Origin of the sequence: Curtobacterium luteum (assembly GCF_014646995.1) — a bacterium.
Taxonomy (GTDB): domain Bacteria; phylum Actinomycetota; class Actinomycetes; order Actinomycetales; family Microbacteriaceae; genus Curtobacterium; species Curtobacterium luteum.
Genome location: NZ_BMOI01000006.1, coordinates 39,174 through 54,739, shown reverse-complemented (window position 1 = coordinate 54,739; position 15,566 = coordinate 39,174). Strand labels below are relative to the sequence as shown.

Sequence of the window (15,566 nt, the reverse complement as noted above, 5' to 3'; positions counted from 1 at the left end):
CCGGACGCGCGCTGAACGTGACCCTGGCGCCGGCTGGGACGGTCAGTGCGGTCGGCGCACGCTGAGCCGGCCGAGGGCGAAGGCCGCGACGACCGCGCCCACCAGGACGAGGACCGGCCCGACGACCTGCTGCCACGAGTGCGTCACCGGGTCGAAGACCGCTCCGGCGAGTGGGGCGTACGCGAACCAGCCGAACGAGGCGGTCGGTGCGGAGAGCCAGACCACCACGCCCGCGACCAGGACTGCGGTGCCCGCCCACAGGGCGAGCCAGGTCGGGGTGGCGAGGAACCGGGGCACGTCACCCAGCGTACGGGGCTGACGGACGGGAGGCCCGTGGCGGAGTCGCCACGGGCCTCCCGTCCGTCACGCCGGTGACGACTACTGCTCGAACGTCGCGTGCAGCTCGATGTCGACGCCGGTGAGCGCCTTCGAGACCGGGCAGGTGGCCTTGGCCTCGTCAGCGGCCTTGAGGAAGGCCGCCTCGTCGATGCCGGAGACCTCGCCGCTCACGGTGAGGACGATGCCGGTGAGCTTGAAGCCACCGGCCGAGTCCGGGCCGAGGGAGACGTCGGCCTTGACGTCGAGCGCCTCGACGGTGCCGCCGGCCTCGCCGAGGATCGCCGAGAACTGCATCGCGTAGCAGGAGGAGTGCGCGGCGGCGATGAGCTCCTCGGGGCTGGTGGTGCCACCGGCGTCGTCGGCGGCGCGCTTCGGGAAGGACACGTCGTAGGTGCCGACCTTCGAGCTCGAGAGTTCGACCTGACCGGAACCGTCGTTGAGGCCGCCGTTCCAGGCGGTGCGTGCGGTGCGCGTGGGCATTCCCGCTCCTTTCGTGTGGGGGTCGGCTCCGTGGAGCCGTCTGCTCCTGGTCGGAGCCAAGGCCGAGTCAATCGGAGAACGTTCGTTCTCGCAACCCGCTCACGGGGAAGACGCAGGTCTGCCCTACGATCGGGCGCATGGGGGACAGAGCGTCGTTCCGGTCGCGTGTGACCGTGCAGGGCCCGGTCGACGTGTCCGGGCGCCCGGACGTCGCCTGGGTCCGCTTCTGGACGCAGGGGTGGCGGTTCCACGGCCGCGCGAGCCGGAGTGAGTTCTTCTGGGTGATCGCCCTGCAAGCGGTGGTCGTGCTCGCGGTGTGGTGGCTCGTGGTGCAGCTCGGCATGACGGCGCGTTGGACTGTGTACGCGGACCCGTTCGGCATCGTGCCCTCGCCGCAGGTCGGGTTCCACCTGTTCGAGATCCACCGGGACCGGTACTCCGCCGCGTGGTGGGGCTACGGGACCGGTCGGGACACCTGGCCGGACAGCTGGGACGTCGCGATCATCGTCGGGGTCCTGGTGACCGCGATCCCGCGGTGGTCCTTGCTCGTCCGCCGACTGCACGACCGCGACCACACGGGCGTGTGGATCCTGCTCCTGGTGTTCACCGGGCCGATCGGGTGGCTGGTCGTGACCGGCATGGTCGTCAGCCGTGCGCGGGTGCGCGGGGCCCGGTTCGACCGCGGGGTGTTCGCCGGGCGGCGCGAGCCCGACCTCGCCGCCGACGGTGGCGCCCTGACGACGATCCGGTAACGCCCCTGGTGCGCCCGGAGTCACCGGGGCTACGGTGGGGTCGCGGGGCAGGGGCTGCCCCGCAGTGGGGAGCAGATCATGTCGACGAACCCGGACTACACCGAAGCGGTCAGGCCGCGGAGTTCCGGCAACGGGACCACCGATGGTGGCATGACGATGGGGATCCCGTACGACGCCCCGGCGCGCGGCCTCGTCAGCGGCGACGCCGAGCCGGTCTCGCGGTCGGGGCTCGCCTGGCGGATCGTCGCGTCGATCGTCCTCACCGTGGTCGGCATCAACGCGCTGGTGGTCGTCGGGCGGATCCTGGCCGGGCCGGCGGACGTGTGGGCGGGGGCGATCGGCATGGCGCTGGTCGCCGTGCTGGCGCTCGCCTACCCCGTCGTGAACGTGGTGCGCTGGGTGCGCGCCTCCCGGCGGTAGACCCGCACGACGACTGACGGGAGGCGCGGTGCCAGCTGGCACCGCGCCTCCCGTCCGCCGTCAGCGTGCGATCGCGTAGCCCTGCGCGCCACGCGGGTTCGCTGCGGCTCCGACCACCCCGGAGGACGGCTCGCGGGTGACGCAGCACAGTCGCCCGAGCGCCCAGTCACCGGCGCGGGTCACGACGTGGCCACGTGCCTCGAGTCCGGCGATCACGTCGGCCCCGAGCCGGTCCTCGACGACCAGGCCCGCCGGCTCCCACGTCCGCGGCCAGAACGACCCCGGGAACGACGTCGTGTGCAGCGCCGGGGCGTCGATCGCCTGCTGCGGCGAGTACCCGCCGACGATCCAGCGGAGCAGGAAGAGGAGCTGCCACTGGTCCTGCTGGTCGCCGCCGGGCGAGCCGAGCGCCGCGACGGGCTGCCCGTCCCGCAGCACGAGGGTCGGCGTGAGGGTCGTCCGCGGGCGCCGGCCGGGCGTCAGCGTCGTGGCCGTCCCCTCCTCGAGCCAGGTCATCTGCAGGCGGGTGCCGAGGCAGAACCCGAGCTCCGGGATCGTGGGGGACGACTGCAGCCATCCGCCGGAGGGCGTCGCGCTGACCATGTTGCCCCACCGGTCGACGACGTCGATGTGGACCGTGTCGCCGCGGGTCTCGCCGGTCGGGGCGACGAAGGGCTCGCCGCGGTCCTCCACGGGGACCGCGCGGGCGGCGTCGCGGGCCACCCGGACGGTGGGCTCCCCGGCGGAGCCGCCGGCGTCGGTGGCGTACGTGGTGCGGAGCGGCGGTGTGGCGTGCTCGAAGCCCGGCACCGTGCCCGGCCGGAGCTCCGCTGACGCCCGTTCCCCGATCAGCGTGCGGCGCTCGTCCGTGTACGCGTCGGACAGCAGCACGTCGAGCGGCACCTCGCCGTCGCCGTAGAACAGGTCGCGGTCGGCGAGGGCGAGCTTCTGCGCCTCGACGATCGTGTGCGCCCCGACCTCGGTGGACGGGTCGAGCAGTGCGTCGTCGAGCGGTTCGAGCAGTCGCAGCGTCTCGAGGAGCGCCGGGCCCTGCCCCCACGGTCCGGTCTTCGCGATCGTGCACCCGCGGAACTCGGTCGTCGTGGCCGGCTCGTACGTCGCCCGGAAGGCCTGGAGGTCGGACGCCCGGATCACCCCGGCGTGGTCCGTGCCGGAAGCGTGGCGGTGCGGTTCGCGGACGAACCGGTCGATCGCCTGCGCCACGAACCCCTCCGCCCACTCGGTCCGGGCGGCGTCGATCCTGGCGGTGCGTCCGGCGTGGTCGCCGCCCGCGGCGACCAGCCGCTCCAGGACCGAGGCGAGCGCCTCGTTGCGCACGACGGTCCCGGGTTCCGGCATCGCGCCTCCCGGCAGCCACCGCTCGGCGGAAGTGGGCCAGTGGTCCCGGAAGAGGTCCTGCACGGCGGTGATGGTCCGGACCACGGCCGGCGCGATCGGGTGCCCGTCTCGGGCGTAGCCGATCGCGGGGGCGAGGACGTCCGCGAGGTCCCAGGTCCCGCGGTCACGGAGCAGGAGCAGCCAGGCGTCCACTGCGCCCGGGACCGTCGCCGCCAGCGCACCGGCGCCCGGCACGAGGTCGAGCCCCTCGGCCAGGTAGTGCTCGCGGGTCGCGCCGGCCGGTGCCGGACCCTGACCGCAGAGCACGACGGGAGTCGGGTCGTCGGCGGTCGCGAACACGGCCGTGAGGTCGCCGCCGGGGCCGTTCAGGTGCGGTTCCACGACGTGCAGCACGAACGCTCCGGCCACCGCCGCGTCGAAGGCGTTGCCGCCGCGCTCGAGGACCGACTGCGCGGTCGCGGTCGCGGTCCAGTGGGTCGCTGCGGCGGCGCCGAACGTGCCGGCGAGGTCCGGGCGGGTGGGGGTCGACGTCGGCGGGGTGAAGGCGGGGTTGGGCGTGGGCATGCCTCCCATCCTGCTCCGTGCCGGCCGTTGCCCCCGGAACTGGGGTTGTGCTCAGCAACGCGGAACACCGACCATCGTTCGGTGACTCGTGCAGGGCGGGTCGCAGTCCGTGCAGGGGCACGGCGCACACCGACCAGCAGGGGAACCATGACCAGCAACCCGTCCACCGTCACGCGTCCGCGCCGGATCGCCCGACGGGGTCTCGTCCGGATCGCGGCCGTCGCCACCGCCCTCGCCGTCGGCGCCGGCGCGCTCGTCGCCGTCGCCGCGCCGGCCTCGGCGTCCGTGGTCTACAAGGAGACCGTCCCGGCCGGGACCACCCTCTTCCCCGGCGACTCCGTCACCTCGGCCAACGGGCAGTTCCGCCTGATCATGCAGGGCGACGGCAACCTCGTCGAGTACGGCATCGGGAACGCGGTGCTCTGGGCGTCCGGGACGTCGAACCAGCCCGGGGCCGTCGTGAAGATCGGGACGAACCGCGCGGTCGACATCCTCCGGAACGGCAAGCGGGTCGAGCGGTGGTCCTCGGCGGGCACGAAGCAGTCGACCTCGTTCAAGGTCCGCGGCGACGGCACGATGGCGCTCCTGTCCGGCACCACCTCGATCGTCGCCTGGAACGGCTACCAGGCCAGCATCCCGGCCGGGAACACCCTCCTGCCCGGCACCACCCTGCGCTCGGACACCGGGACGACACGGACCCTCGCGATGCGCATGGACGGCAACCTCATGCAGAAGCAGGGCTCCAAGGTCGTCTGGCAGTCGGGGACCAAGGGCAAGACCGGTGCCTGGACGGAGCTGCGGTCGGACGGCAACCTCATCGTCTGGTGGCGCAACGCCGCGCGGACCAAGGTCGCGCTGTGGTCCACCAAGACGACCAAGGCCGGCGGGGGGAACCTCCTCGTGCAGGTCGACGGCAACGTCGTGCTCTACGGCGGTCAGGACACCCGGGTGTGGTCGACGAAGCCCGTCACCGGCCTGCTCTGGCCCGTCAACGGCACGAAGATCACCGGCCGGTACGGCGACGACCGCGGCGAAGGACACGTGCCCCGCTACCACCAGGGCACCGACGCACCCGTGGCGGTCGGGACGCCCGTGTACGCCTCTGCGACCGGCACTGTGACGAGCACGGTGGCGAACAACGCCTCGTACGGCAACTACATCGTCGTGACCTACGGCAACATGACGGTGCTGACGGCGCACCTCAGCAAGATCGAGGTCAAGCAGGGACAGATCGTCTCGGTGCGGACCGAGATCGGGAAGTCCGGGAACACCGGGCAGTCGACGGGACCGCACGTGCACGTCGAGACGCGGCGGGCCGGCACCCTCGTCGACCCGTTGTCGGTGCTGCACTTCCGCTGACGCAGCCGCGATCGGGGCGCGGCCGGCCGGAACGGCCCGCACGCGTGCTGCGTGCGGGCCGCCCGTCTCAGTCCCTCCGCCAGACGTCGAGCAGGAGCCTGGTGCAGGCCACGAGCAAGCTCGCGACCTGCAGCCAGGACACCCGACGCCTGGGTTCGGACTCGTTGTCCTTCGACATCGAGACCACCTCTGGTGTCAGCGCCGGCGGACACGAAGAGCGGGGGTGCCGAGGGGTGCGTCCGTGACCGGGGTCACGTATGCTGATTCCGAGCGATCCGCTCGGGACGTACGCGGTCCCTCTGCACTCCACTCGGAGAGCAATTCGAAGCCCATCACTGTTCGCGCGGTGGTGGGCTTCATCCTTGCCCGGGGCGATCGTCCGGCGACCGCCGCCCCGCCGAGCAGCCTATCCTTGATGTGTGATGTTCCACCTACGGTAGTTTGGCCACTGCCCGCGAAGTGGGGGCGCGAGCGATCGCATTGGTGACGGGTCTTCAACTAACGTTGGATCGACTCAGGGGAGGAACGATGGAGTTCGAAGAGCGTCTCGCGGCGCTGGCGACGAAGGTGCAGAACCAGCGCGACGCGATCCAGACCGAGGAAGCGACGAAGAACGCGTTCGTGATGCCGTTCATCTCGACGATCCTCGGCTACGACGTGTTCAACCCGCTGGAGGTCGTGCCCGAGTTCACCGCCGACGTCGGGGTGAAGCGCGGCGAGAAGGTCGACTACGCGATCATGCGCGACGGCGAGGTGCAGATCCTCATCGAGTGCAAGAAGTCCTCGGGTCAATTGACCATCGAGAACGCGGCGCAGCTGTTCCGGTACTTCTCGGTCACCAACGCACGAATCGCCGTCCTGACGAACGGTGAGGTCTACAACTTCTACACGGATCTCGACGCGCCGAACAAGATGGATGACCGACCCTTCCTCGTCCTGGACCTCGCGGACATCGACGAGACCCTGCTGCCGGAGCTCCGGAAGCTGACGAAGGACGTCTTCGACCTCGACTCGGTCATCAGCGCCGCTGAAGAACTGAAGTACGTCGGTGCCATCAAGCGAGCGATCTCCGTGCAGTTCCGCGAGCCCGAGGAGGACTTCGTCCGGCTCTTCGCATCGCGGGTCTACGACGGCCGCTTCACCCAGGAGGCGCGGACACAGTTCACGACCCTGGTCGCGAAGGCCTCGAAGCAGTTCCTCAACGAGCAGGTGAACGACCGGCTGAAGACCGCGCTCGGCGCTTCCTACAGCGCTCCGGTCGAGGCCGCAGCCCCGGAGGAGGCCGTCACGAGCGCGCCGGTCGTCGAGGGTGATCTCGACCGGGACACTGAGATCGAGACGACGCTCGAGGAACTCGAGGGCTACCAGATCGTGAAGGCCGTCGCCTGCAGCGAGGTGAAGCCGGACCGCATCGCGCACCGGGACCAGAAGTCGTACTTCGCCGTCCTGCTCGACGACAACAACCGCAAGCCGATCGCTCGGCTGTGGTTCAACGGCAAGAAGCAGAAGTACCTCGGGCTCTTCGACGAGAACAAGGTCGAGACGAAGCACCCGATCGACGCGCTCGACGACATCTACCTCCATGCGGAGGCGCTCCGTGCAGCCGTCGCCCGGATGGTCTGACGGGATGAAGGCTCTCCACGTGCCAACGGACCGCATTTACGATCCGAGCGAAGTGACGGACGAGACTCGCGCGGGCCCGTGGCGTTGCGCGTGGCCGGGCTGTGCGGCCGTCCTCTTCCACTCTCGCGGGACGGAGCGAAAACTCGCCTCTGGCGGCACTACGACCGTCGCGGCCAAATTCTCCTGCTACTCAGACTCGTCACATTCTGCCGACCCGCACGGCCAACCGATTCGCTGGAGCGGCGACCCCGATGCCGTAGGCGCCTCGGGTACGCCCCGAGAACACATTCACCGACTCACGGATCTTCCCCTACCGGAAGCAAACAAGCACGCGGCCCCCTCGTCGACACGCGAATCGACCCCGCGCACTCAGTACACCTACGGTTCGCCGCTCGGAGGCGTCCGTGGGCTGCGGGCGTTCTCGATGAGGGTGGCAGCGGACGAAGAAGGGGCGGCAAATGAGCAAGTCCGATACCTCGGTATCGACTACTTCTGGAAGCAGATAGCGTTTGCGCCGACGGGCAGTAGCTTCGTATCCCTGGACGCGACGATCCGTGCGCAATTTCAGCGGTACCGCGCTTACTACGTCGAGGGCGCAGCTAAGTATCACGCCTACCCGGTCAGTAACGGAAAGCGCTTGGAGCTGACACTCATGGACTTGTCGGGCTCCCACGACGTAGAACTGAGCGTATTCATGCCCAGTAATCCCTACTTTCGGGAGCTCACAGCGACAGTCTCGCCTGGCGCGCGCTTCGCCCTGTTCTCCTTCGATTCTTTCGTGAAGAACACCGGGCGGGTCGCGTTGAGTCTGAGCGATGAGTCGCAGCTCGTCCCACTCGAGAACTGAGATTCACAGAATCTCCGAGCGGGTTCTCTCCCGCCGTAGGGTGGACGGGATGGAGAAGCGCGGCGGACGGGTCATCGTGTTGGTGGCGATCGGGATCGTGGCGGGGACTCTCTCCGGCCTGTTCGGCGTCGGCGGCGGGGTCATCGTCGTGCCGGCCCTGATGGCGTTCCTCCACCTCGACCAGCGCCGGGCATCGGCGACGTCCCTCGTGGCGATCGCCCCCGCGGCCGTCGTCGGGGCGATCACGTACGGCGTGCAGGGCGAGGTGCACTGGCTCGCGGCCCTGACCCTGGCGGTCGGCAGCGTCGTCGGTGCTCCGATCGGCGCGCGGCTCCTGCGGGCGCTGCCGCTCCGGGTCCTGCCGTGGACCTTCGTCGGGTTCATCGCCGTCGTGCTCGTCTCGCTGTTCGTGGCGGTGCCGACGCGCGGGGGCGAGGTGCACTTCGGCGTCGTCGAGGCGATCGTCCTTCTGCTGCTCGGGCTGCTGTCGGGCGTGCTGTCCGGGCTCGTCGGGGTCGGCGGCGGGGTCGTCATCGTGCCGGGGCTCGAGGTGGCCCTCAGCGCGGGCGATCTGCTCGCGAAGGGCACCTCGCTGCTCACCATGGTGCCGACGTCCGTCTCGGGCACGGTGGCGAACCTCCGACGCCGAGCGGTGGACCTGCGGGTCGGCCTCACGATCGGCGTCACGGCCGCGGTCTGCGCTCCCGGAGGCGCGTGGATTGCCCGCCTCGTCGATCCGCAGGTGGGCACCTGGCTCTTCGCAGCGTTCCTCGTGGTGGTCGCGGTGATCGTCCTGCGCCGCGGTCGCCGGACCGCACCGCGGAACGAGGCGACGGACGGGGAGGTCGCGTGACGCGCCTCCGGTCCGGCGGTGGACGGAACCCGGCGGATGCGGAGGCCGTGCTCGCGGCGTTCGCGCGCACACCCGGTGACGTGCCGGCGGCGCGACGCGTCGCGCGGCAGTTCGCCGACCTCGACGAGGGTGAGCGGTCCGCGCTGCTCTGGAGCGAGGACCGGGGCGCGCGGCTCGTCGCCGTCCTGCTCCTCGTGCAGGCGATGCGGGAGCACCCGGACCGGGAGCTGACCGACGAGTACCTGTCGGCGGCGAAGGCGGAGCGGTTCGACGACACGGTGCTGGTCGACCTCGGGGCGGAGGAGCTCGTGGGTGCCCCGCTCGTCGGGGGCTCGACCGGCCCGCTGTTCGCGCTCGTGAAGTCCGACGTGGCGATGGTCCGTCGGATCGCGGTCGTGGCCACCCTGGCGTTCGCGAAGCAGGGTGACGCCGAGGTGCCGCTCGCCATCGCGGGGCGGCTCGTGCGGGAGCGGAACGACACCGTGCAGTCGGCGCTCGGCCGGGTGCTCCGCGAGACCGGCAAGCGGGCATCCGAGGCGGCGCTCGTGGCGTTCCTCGAGCAGCAAGGGCGGTTCCTGAGCCCTACGGCCCGAGCGACCGCGACCGAGCACCTCCCGCTGGCGGAACGCGACCGACTGCGCGGCTGACCCCGCAGGCCGGGGCGCTGACACCGTCCAGACGTCGGACGGCGCCACCCAGCGAGGGATCAGTCGGAGGCCGTCGATTCCGCGAGGACGGTCGTGAGCGACACGACGACGCCGTCCCGTACCTCGACGACGTCGACGCCCCGGACCGCCGGCGCACCGACCGGGCCGAAGCCCCACGCGAGGACCCCGTGGTGCTCGGAGACGTAGCGACGCCCCTCCTCGACGAACTGGAACGCACCGGGCGCCTCGTCGAGGATACCCGCGGCCTTCTGGTCGAGGGCGTCCCAGCCGGTGACGGTCCCCTCGGGGTCGGTGAAGGTCACGTCGGGGGAGTACGTCCGCTCGATCGCAGCGCGCCGTGCGGCAGCGTCGCGGTTCCCGAAGACGTCGTGGAGGTTCGTGGTCAGCAGCTCGGACACGGTCGACATGGGCGGAGCCTAGCCTGGGCGCATGCACACCGAGGTGCCCCGACCCCGCATCGATGCCGCGCTCGTGGAACGGCTCGTGGCCGCCCAGTTCCCGGAGTGGTCCGGGCTGCCCGTCCGCGAGGTCGATCCGCAGGGGTGGGACAACCGCACCTACCGGCTCGGCAGCGAGTTGGCCGTCCGGCTGCCGAGCGCAGCCGGCTACGTCGCAGCCGTCGAGAAGGAGCAGCGCGTCCTGCCGTACCTCGCAGCGCGGCTCGACGTCCCGGTGCCGGAGCCGGTCGGCCTGGGGGTCCCGGCCGAGGGCTACCCGTTCCCGTGGTCGGTGCGCCGCTGGATCGACGGCACGGTCGCTGCCCGGGCCTCGACCCTCGACCGATGGGTCCTCGCCGCTGACGTCGGTGCGGTGCTCCGGCAGCTGCGGGCCGTGCCGGCGGGTGACGGTCCGGTCGCTGGAGCGCACTCGTTCCACCGGGGAGCGCACCCGTCGCACTACGCGGTCGAGGTGGTCGCGGCGCTCGACCGGCTCGGTGACGCCGTCGACCGTCATGCGTGTGAGGCGGTCTGGGGCGCAGCGACCGCCTCGGTCCGGGACCGGCCGGCCGTGTGGTTCCACGGTGACGTCGCCCCGGGCAACCTGCTCGTCGACCGGGACGGACGGCTCTCGGCCGTGCTCGACTTCGGCACGTGCGGTGTCGGTGACCCGGCGTGCGACCTCGTCCTCGCCTGGACGTTCCTCGACCCGGAGGCCCGACGGGTGCTCGGCGACGCCGTCGGCCTCGACGCCGGCACCTGGGCACGGGCGCGGGGCTGGGCGCTCTGGAAGGCGCTCATCATGCTCGCGGGGAGCGCCGGGCCCGGGGACCGCGCCGAGCACGAGGCGGTGCTGCGGGCGGTCCTCGCCGATCCGGTCGCCTGAGGCGCCGGGCGCGCGTGCTCAGCGTGAGAACACGTCGTCCAACGTGTAGGTCCCCAGCCGACGCTGCCGAACGAGGGCGCCCAGCCGGGGCAGCGCGCGGATGGTCCCCGGGAAGTTCGCGTGGCCGATCACGATCCGACCCGGCGCGAACCAATGGTCGGCGAACCCGACGATCTGTCCGGCGCCGATGTCACCGGAGTCGGCGAGCGTCCCGTACCAGAGCAGCGGTGTCGTGTAGCCGACCCGTGCGGCGGCGGCGTCGACCCGGGCGTCGTGGTACCCGTACGGCGGTCGGAAGTACGGGCGTGCGTCGACGCCGAACGTCCGCTCGATGAACTCGTGGTTGCGGGTCAGCTCGTCCTCGATGGCCTGGTCGCCGAGCCTCGTCAGGGCCGGGTGGTCCCAGGTGTGGTTGCCGATCTGCACCTGCCCCGACGCGATGAGGGGCCGCAGCACGTCGGCGTGCTCCGTCCACGAGGGCCGGACGCCGTTCACGAAGAAGGTGAGCCGGGTGCCGGTCTCGGCCGCGAAGCGGGCGTAGGCACCGACGACGTCGGAGGACGCGCCGTCGTCCACGGTCCAGGCGATCCCGGGTGTCCCGGCGGGCAGTCCGGTGACGGTGCCTGCAGGCAACGGTGTCCGCGTGAGCGTCGGCTGCACCCACGTCGGCGTCGGCGTCCGGGTGGGAGACGGGACGGGCGTCGGGGTCGGCGAGTGCGTCGCGACGGCCTCCCGTCGCGGTCCGGTGGGCGCACAGGCGGAGAGCGCTCCGGCCGCGAGCAGGGCGCCCGCTCCGGCGAGCAGGGAGCGGCGGGTGGTGCGGTGGTCCATCCGCACCAGCATCGGGTGACCGGCCGGTCGGGCGCATCGGCTCCCGGGACGATCCGGTTGGCCGATCGGCCACCGGGGCCACAGGGACCCAGCCAGGAGGCGCGGCTCGCGTCCGCCACGGACCGCGCTGGCCGGACGGGGCTGAGAACGCACCACGGGGCGGGCGGGTACCGACGTGGGGAGACGAGCCGCGCCTCCTGGCCGACTCGAAGCGACCACGAGAGGAACGCGACGTGCGCGCATTGACCTGGCAGGGCACCGAGAAGGTGTCCGTCGAGACCGTCCCCGACCCGACCATCCAGGAGCCGACCGACGCGATCGTGCGGATCACGTCGACCGCGATCTGCGGCTCCGACCTGCACCTGTACCGCGTGCTCAGCCCGTACATCGACAAGGGGGACGTCCTCGGGCACGAGCCGATGGGCATCGTCGAGGAGATCGGCTCCGGCGTCACGAACCTCAAGGTCGGCGACCGGGTCGTCATCCCGTTCAACATCTCGTGCGGGCACTGCTTCATGTGCCGCAACGGCCTGCAGTCGCAGTGCGAGACCACCCAGGTGACCGAGTACGGCACCGGTGCCGCGCTCTTCGGGTACACGAAGATGTACGGCCAGGTTCCCGGTGGGCAGGCCGAGTACCTCCGGGTGCCGCACGCCGACTACGGGCCGATCGTCATCCCGGACGACGGGACGCCCGACGACCGCTGGCTGTTCCTCAGCGACATCCTGCCCACGGCGTGGCAGGCGGTGCAGTACGCGAACGTGCCCGAGGGCGGGACGCTCGCGGTGCTCGGCCTCGGCCCCGTCGGCCAGTTCGCCGCCCGCATCGGCGCGCACCTCGGCTACCGGGTGCTCGCCGTCGACCCCGAGCAGGTCCGCCGCGACCTCGGGGCGAAGCACGGGGCCGAGGTGTTCGACCTGACGAAGGACGTCGTGCCGCAGCTGGTCGACCTGACCGACGGGCGCGGGCCCGACGGCGTCGTCGACGCGGTCGGCATGGAGGCGCACGGCAACCCGGTCGCCGGCTTCGCCCAGCGCGCCGCCGGGCTCCTGCCCGACAAGCTCGCACAGAAGGCGATCGAGACCGCCGGCATCGACCGGCTCGCCGCGGTGCACGCGGCGATCGACCTCGTCCGCCGCGGTGGCACGGTCTCGCTGAGCGGCGTCTACGGCGGGATGGCCGACCCGATGCCGATGATGACGCTGTTCGACAAGCAGATCACCGTCCGCGAGGGGCAGTGCAACGTGAAGCGCTGGATCGACGACCTCATGCCGCTCGTCTCGGACCCGTCTGACCCGCTCGGCACGCTCGACCTGACGTCACACCGGGTGTCGCTCGAGGACGCTCCGCACATGTACTCGGTCTTCCAGAAGAAGGAGGACGACTGCGTGAAGGTCGTCCTCGACCCGTCGATGGCCGCAGCGTGACGAGCGGGTCGCGGGTGTCGCGCGTGTCCTGCGTGGCTGCTGGATCGCGCGTGGCTGCTGGATCGCGACTGATCGCTGGATGGCGTTCGACCGCGGCGGTGCGCTGATGCGGGTCGTCGTGGTCGGGGCGACCGGGAACGTCGGCACGGCGCTGCTGCGGCGGCTCGCCGCCGCGCGCCTCACGGGAGAGGGCGACGGCGACCTCCGAGTCGTCGGCGTGGCGCGCCGACTGCCGGACGCCCGGGTGGCCCCCTACGACGTGGCCGTCTGGCACGCACTCGACGTCGGTGACCCCGGCGTCGTCCCGCAGCTCGCCGCGGTGCTGCAGGGTGCGGACGCCGTGGTGCACCTCGCGTGGGCGATCCAGCCGACGCACGACATCCCGGCGCAGCGGCGGACGGACGTCGACGGCCAGGCGCACGTCCTCGAAGCCGCGGTCCACGCGGGCGTCCGACACGTCGTCGTCGCCTCGTCCGTCGGGGCCTACCGCGGTGTCGACGCTGCCGGCAAGCGCAGACCCGTCGACGAGTCCTGGCCGGCGACGGGCATCCCGACCGCGACCTACTCGAAGCACAAGGCCGAGAACGAAGCGGCACTCGACGCGTTCGCGGCGGCGCACCCGACGGTGACGGTGACGCGGCTGCGACCCGGGCTCGTGTTCCAGCGGGCGGCCGCCGCGGAGATGCACGGGCTGTTCCTCGGACACCTCGTCCCGATGCGGATCGTCCGCTGGGTGCGGTGGGCGGTACTGCCGCTGCCGTACCCGTTCGTGTTCCAGGCGGTGCACGCCGACGACCTCGCCGACGCGTACTGGCGGGTCCTCGACCAACGTGCCGGTGGTGCGTTCAACGTCGCGGCGGCGCCGGTGCTCACCCCACCGCGCATCGCACGGGCGCTCGGCATGCGGGGGGCCGTGCGGATCCCGCTCCGGCTGCTCCGGGGGATCGTGACGCTGACGTGGCGGCTCCGGGTGCAGCCGACCGACGCGGGGTGGATCGACATCGCCGCCTCGGTCCCGGTCATGCGGACGGACCGGGCCCGGTCGGTGCTCGGGTGGGAGCCGCGGTACACGGCCGAGGAGGCGCTGCGCGAACTCGTCGGCGGGTTCGCGGACGAGGCGAACGTGCCGGCATCGGGGCCGTTGCGGGGGTAGTGCGCCCCGGTCGGTCGTCCCGCGCCGCCTGTTCGCGGGGCAGCGCTCGAGGCCTCCGGACCACTACGGTCGGAGTAGTCCGACGAAGGGGGACCACGTGTTCGGTGAGCTGCTCGGTGATGATCCTGGTGCCGGCTTCGGTGCGTTCGGGGTGGTCTTCGGCGTGGTCGCGGTGGTGATCGGCCTCGGGTTCGTGGCGATGATCGTGACGGTCGCGGTCCGCAGTGCCCGGATGGCGAAGCGCGGCCAGAACCCGTTCACGCTGCAGGAGGACCTCGCGTACCAGGCGATGCAGAGCAGGACCCTGGCGCCGGACAAGTCGCTCGAGCAGCGGCTCGCCGAGCTCGACGACCTCCACGCGCGCGGCGTCATCTCCGACGAGGAGCACCGGCTGGCCCGTGCGGAGGCCCTGCGCGGGTGAGCATCCCGCCGCCGTAGGGTGGTGGGGTGCTGGAACCGACGGATCTCCTCGGGGAGTGGGAACTCGACCGCCACGTGCTCGACCGGCGTGCGGGCGTCGACGGGACCGTCACCGGCACGACCGTGCTGACCGCCACCGGCCCGGACGAGGTCCGCTGGGAGGAGTCCGGCTCGATGCGCTTCGACGGTCGCACCGTGCCTGTGTCGCGCACGTTGGTCGTCCGACGGACCGGCGGCTCGTGGACCGTGCACTTCTCGGACGACCGGGTGTTCCATCCCTGGGTCTGGGGGACGTCGGTGTCCCACGCCTGCACGCCGGACGACTACACGGGGGTGCTCGAGGGCGACGCCGATCGGTGGACGGTCCGGTGGGAGGCCCACGGCCCCGCGAAGGACTACGTGCTCGAGAGCGTGCTCCGTCGGACCCGCACGGCAGACTGACCCCATGGCCCGCAGAACCGACGGTACCGACGCCCCGCGCACCTCCTTCACCGAGCCGGCCGACCTCGAGCCCTGGGCGCCCGGCGCCGGCGACGTCCTGTCCGGCGACCGGATCGACGGCAAGCGCATCGACGTGCTCGACCTCGCGGGGGAGCGTGTGCCCGACCTCGAGCTCGAGGAGTCCGTCGTCGACACCCTGCGGGCTGGAGACGCCGATCTGCGCGGGCTCCGGATCCGCGACGCGACGGTGGGGGAGTTCGATGCGCCGGTCCTCCGGGCGTCGAGCAGCACCTGGCGGGAGGTCCGGGTGACCGGCGGTCGCATCGGGTCGGCGGAGCTGTACGACTCCGCGCTCACCGGGGTCGAGTTCGTCGGCATGAAGCTCGGCTTCGTGAACCTCCGCGGTGCGACCCTCACCGACGTCGTGTTCCGCGACTGCGTCGTCGACGAGCTCGACCTCGCGGACGTGAAGCTGCTCCGGGTGGCGTTCCCGGGCACGCGGATCCGGGCGGTCGAGGGCACGAACACCCGCGTCGAGCACGTCGACCTGCGCGAGGCCGACCTCGACCGGGTGGAGCGCCTGGAGGGCCTCCGCGGCGCGACGATCGGTACCGACCAGCTGTACACCCTGGCTCCGCTGCTGGCGGCGCAGGCGGGCTACCGCGTCGACTGACCTCGCACCGTGCGACGGCCCGGCGCAGCGTGCG

The 15,566-nt window shown here is 71.8% G+C and carries 18 protein-coding genes; 13 read left to right on the top strand and 5 right to left on the bottom strand.

The window, feature by feature from the left end:
* Nucleotides 1-42: 42 nt before the first annotated feature.
* Both IEY20_RS08220 and IEY20_RS08215 read right to left on the bottom strand, forming a co-directional pair.
* Nucleotides 43-297, bottom strand: coding sequence for a hypothetical protein (locus tag IEY20_RS08220; protein WP_175327888.1), 255 nt, complete (start codon nt 295-297; stop codon nt 43-45).
* A gap of 81 nt (nt 298-378) precedes the next feature.
* Nucleotides 379-819, bottom strand: a complete 441-nt coding sequence (locus IEY20_RS08215; protein WP_022902870.1) for an OsmC family peroxiredoxin — start codon at nt 817-819, stop codon at nt 379-381.
* A gap of 137 nt (nt 820-956) precedes the next feature.
* On the opposite strand from IEY20_RS08215, the gene IEY20_RS08210 reads away from it, so the two are divergent.
* Both IEY20_RS08210 and IEY20_RS08205 read left to right on the top strand, forming a co-directional pair.
* A complete protein-coding gene (locus IEY20_RS08210) occupies nt 957-1,571 on the top strand; it encodes a DUF805 domain-containing protein (protein ID WP_022902869.1) in 615 nt (204 codons plus the stop codon).
* Nucleotides 1,572-1,649: 78 nt separating this feature from the next.
* The gene (locus IEY20_RS08205) at nt 1,650-1,991 is read left to right on the top strand and encodes a hypothetical protein (protein WP_175327887.1); all 342 of its coding nucleotides are present in this window, start codon (nt 1,650-1,652) and stop codon (nt 1,989-1,991) included.
* A gap of 60 nt (nt 1,992-2,051) precedes the next feature.
* Here IEY20_RS08205 and IEY20_RS08200 read toward each other — a convergent pair whose 3' ends face one another.
* Nucleotides 2,052-3,914, bottom strand: coding sequence for a gamma-glutamyltransferase family protein (locus tag IEY20_RS08200; protein ID WP_175327886.1), 1,863 nt, complete (start codon nt 3,912-3,914; stop codon nt 2,052-2,054).
* 147 nt (nt 3,915-4,061) lie between these two features.
* Here IEY20_RS08200 and IEY20_RS08195 point away from each other — a divergent pair, with 147 nt between their 5' ends.
* The 5 genes from IEY20_RS08195 (at nt 4,062) to IEY20_RS08175 (ending at nt 9,243) form a co-directional block, all read left to right on the top strand.
* The gene (locus tag IEY20_RS08195; protein WP_022902866.1) at nt 4,062-5,273 is read left to right on the top strand and encodes a peptidoglycan DD-metalloendopeptidase family protein; all 1,212 of its coding nucleotides are present in this window, start codon (nt 4,062-4,064) and stop codon (nt 5,271-5,273) included.
* 528 nt (nt 5,274-5,801) lie between these two features.
* On the top strand, nt 5,802-6,896 hold the full coding sequence (locus IEY20_RS08190) for a type I restriction endonuclease (protein ID WP_175327885.1): 1,095 nt from the start codon (nt 5,802-5,804) through the stop codon (nt 6,894-6,896).
* Nucleotides 6,897-6,900: 4 nt separating this feature from the next.
* Nucleotides 6,901-7,743 (top strand): hypothetical protein, encoded by an 843-nt coding sequence (locus IEY20_RS08185; protein ID WP_175327884.1) that lies wholly within the window; start codon nt 6,901-6,903, stop codon nt 7,741-7,743.
* 49 nt (nt 7,744-7,792) lie between these two features.
* Nucleotides 7,793-8,596: a sulfite exporter TauE/SafE family protein gene (locus tag IEY20_RS08180; protein ID WP_175327883.1), complete on the top strand. Its 804-nt coding sequence runs from the start codon at nt 7,793-7,795 to the stop codon at nt 8,594-8,596.
* Nucleotides 8,593-9,243, top strand: a complete 651-nt coding sequence (locus IEY20_RS08175; RefSeq protein ID WP_175327882.1) for a DNA alkylation repair protein — start codon at nt 8,593-8,595, stop codon at nt 9,241-9,243. The genes IEY20_RS08180 and IEY20_RS08175 overlap by 4 nt, the downstream gene beginning before the upstream one ends.
* Before the next feature lie 59 nt (nt 9,244-9,302).
* Here the strand turns inward: IEY20_RS08175 and IEY20_RS08170 are convergent, their stop codons facing one another.
* Complete coding sequence (locus tag IEY20_RS08170; RefSeq protein ID WP_175327881.1) at nt 9,303-9,671, bottom strand: nuclear transport factor 2 family protein; 369 nt, start codon at nt 9,669-9,671, stop codon at nt 9,303-9,305.
* Between the two features lie 22 nt (nt 9,672-9,693).
* Between IEY20_RS08170 and IEY20_RS08165 the strand changes: the two genes are divergently transcribed.
* Nucleotides 9,694-10,587: an aminoglycoside phosphotransferase family protein gene (locus IEY20_RS08165; RefSeq protein ID WP_022902859.1), complete on the top strand. Its 894-nt coding sequence runs from the start codon at nt 9,694-9,696 to the stop codon at nt 10,585-10,587.
* Between the two features lie 18 nt (nt 10,588-10,605).
* Here the strand turns inward: IEY20_RS08165 and IEY20_RS08160 are convergent, their stop codons facing one another.
* The gene (locus IEY20_RS08160; RefSeq protein WP_175327880.1) at nt 10,606-11,418 is read right to left on the bottom strand and encodes a polysaccharide deacetylase family protein; all 813 of its coding nucleotides are present in this window, start codon (nt 11,416-11,418) and stop codon (nt 10,606-10,608) included.
* A 233-nt stretch (nt 11,419-11,651) separates the two neighbouring features.
* On the opposite strand from IEY20_RS08160, the gene IEY20_RS08155 reads away from it, so the two are divergent.
* The 5 genes from IEY20_RS08155 (at nt 11,652) to IEY20_RS08135 (ending at nt 15,532) form a co-directional block, all read left to right on the top strand.
* Nucleotides 11,652-12,845, top strand: a complete 1,194-nt coding sequence (locus IEY20_RS08155; protein ID WP_175327879.1) for a zinc-dependent alcohol dehydrogenase — start codon at nt 11,652-11,654, stop codon at nt 12,843-12,845.
* A 79-nt stretch (nt 12,846-12,924) separates the two neighbouring features.
* Nucleotides 12,925-13,998, top strand: a complete 1,074-nt coding sequence (locus tag IEY20_RS08150; RefSeq protein ID WP_372379215.1) for an NAD-dependent epimerase/dehydratase family protein — start codon at nt 12,925-12,927, stop codon at nt 13,996-13,998.
* Nucleotides 13,999-14,095: 97 nt separating this feature from the next.
* Nucleotides 14,096-14,419 carry an SHOCT domain-containing protein gene (locus IEY20_RS08145; protein ID WP_175327878.1) on the top strand — a complete coding sequence of 108 codons (324 nt, stop codon included), beginning with the start codon at nt 14,096-14,098 and terminating at the stop codon, nt 14,417-14,419.
* 26 nt (nt 14,420-14,445) lie between these two features.
* The gene (locus tag IEY20_RS08140) at nt 14,446-14,859 is read left to right on the top strand and encodes a DUF6314 family protein (RefSeq protein ID WP_022902854.1); all 414 of its coding nucleotides are present in this window, start codon (nt 14,446-14,448) and stop codon (nt 14,857-14,859) included.
* A 4-nt stretch (nt 14,860-14,863) separates the two neighbouring features.
* On the top strand, nt 14,864-15,532 hold the full coding sequence (locus tag IEY20_RS08135) for a pentapeptide repeat-containing protein (RefSeq protein WP_175327877.1): 669 nt from the start codon (nt 14,864-14,866) through the stop codon (nt 15,530-15,532).
* The last annotated feature ends 34 nt before the right edge of the window (nt 15,533-15,566 follow it).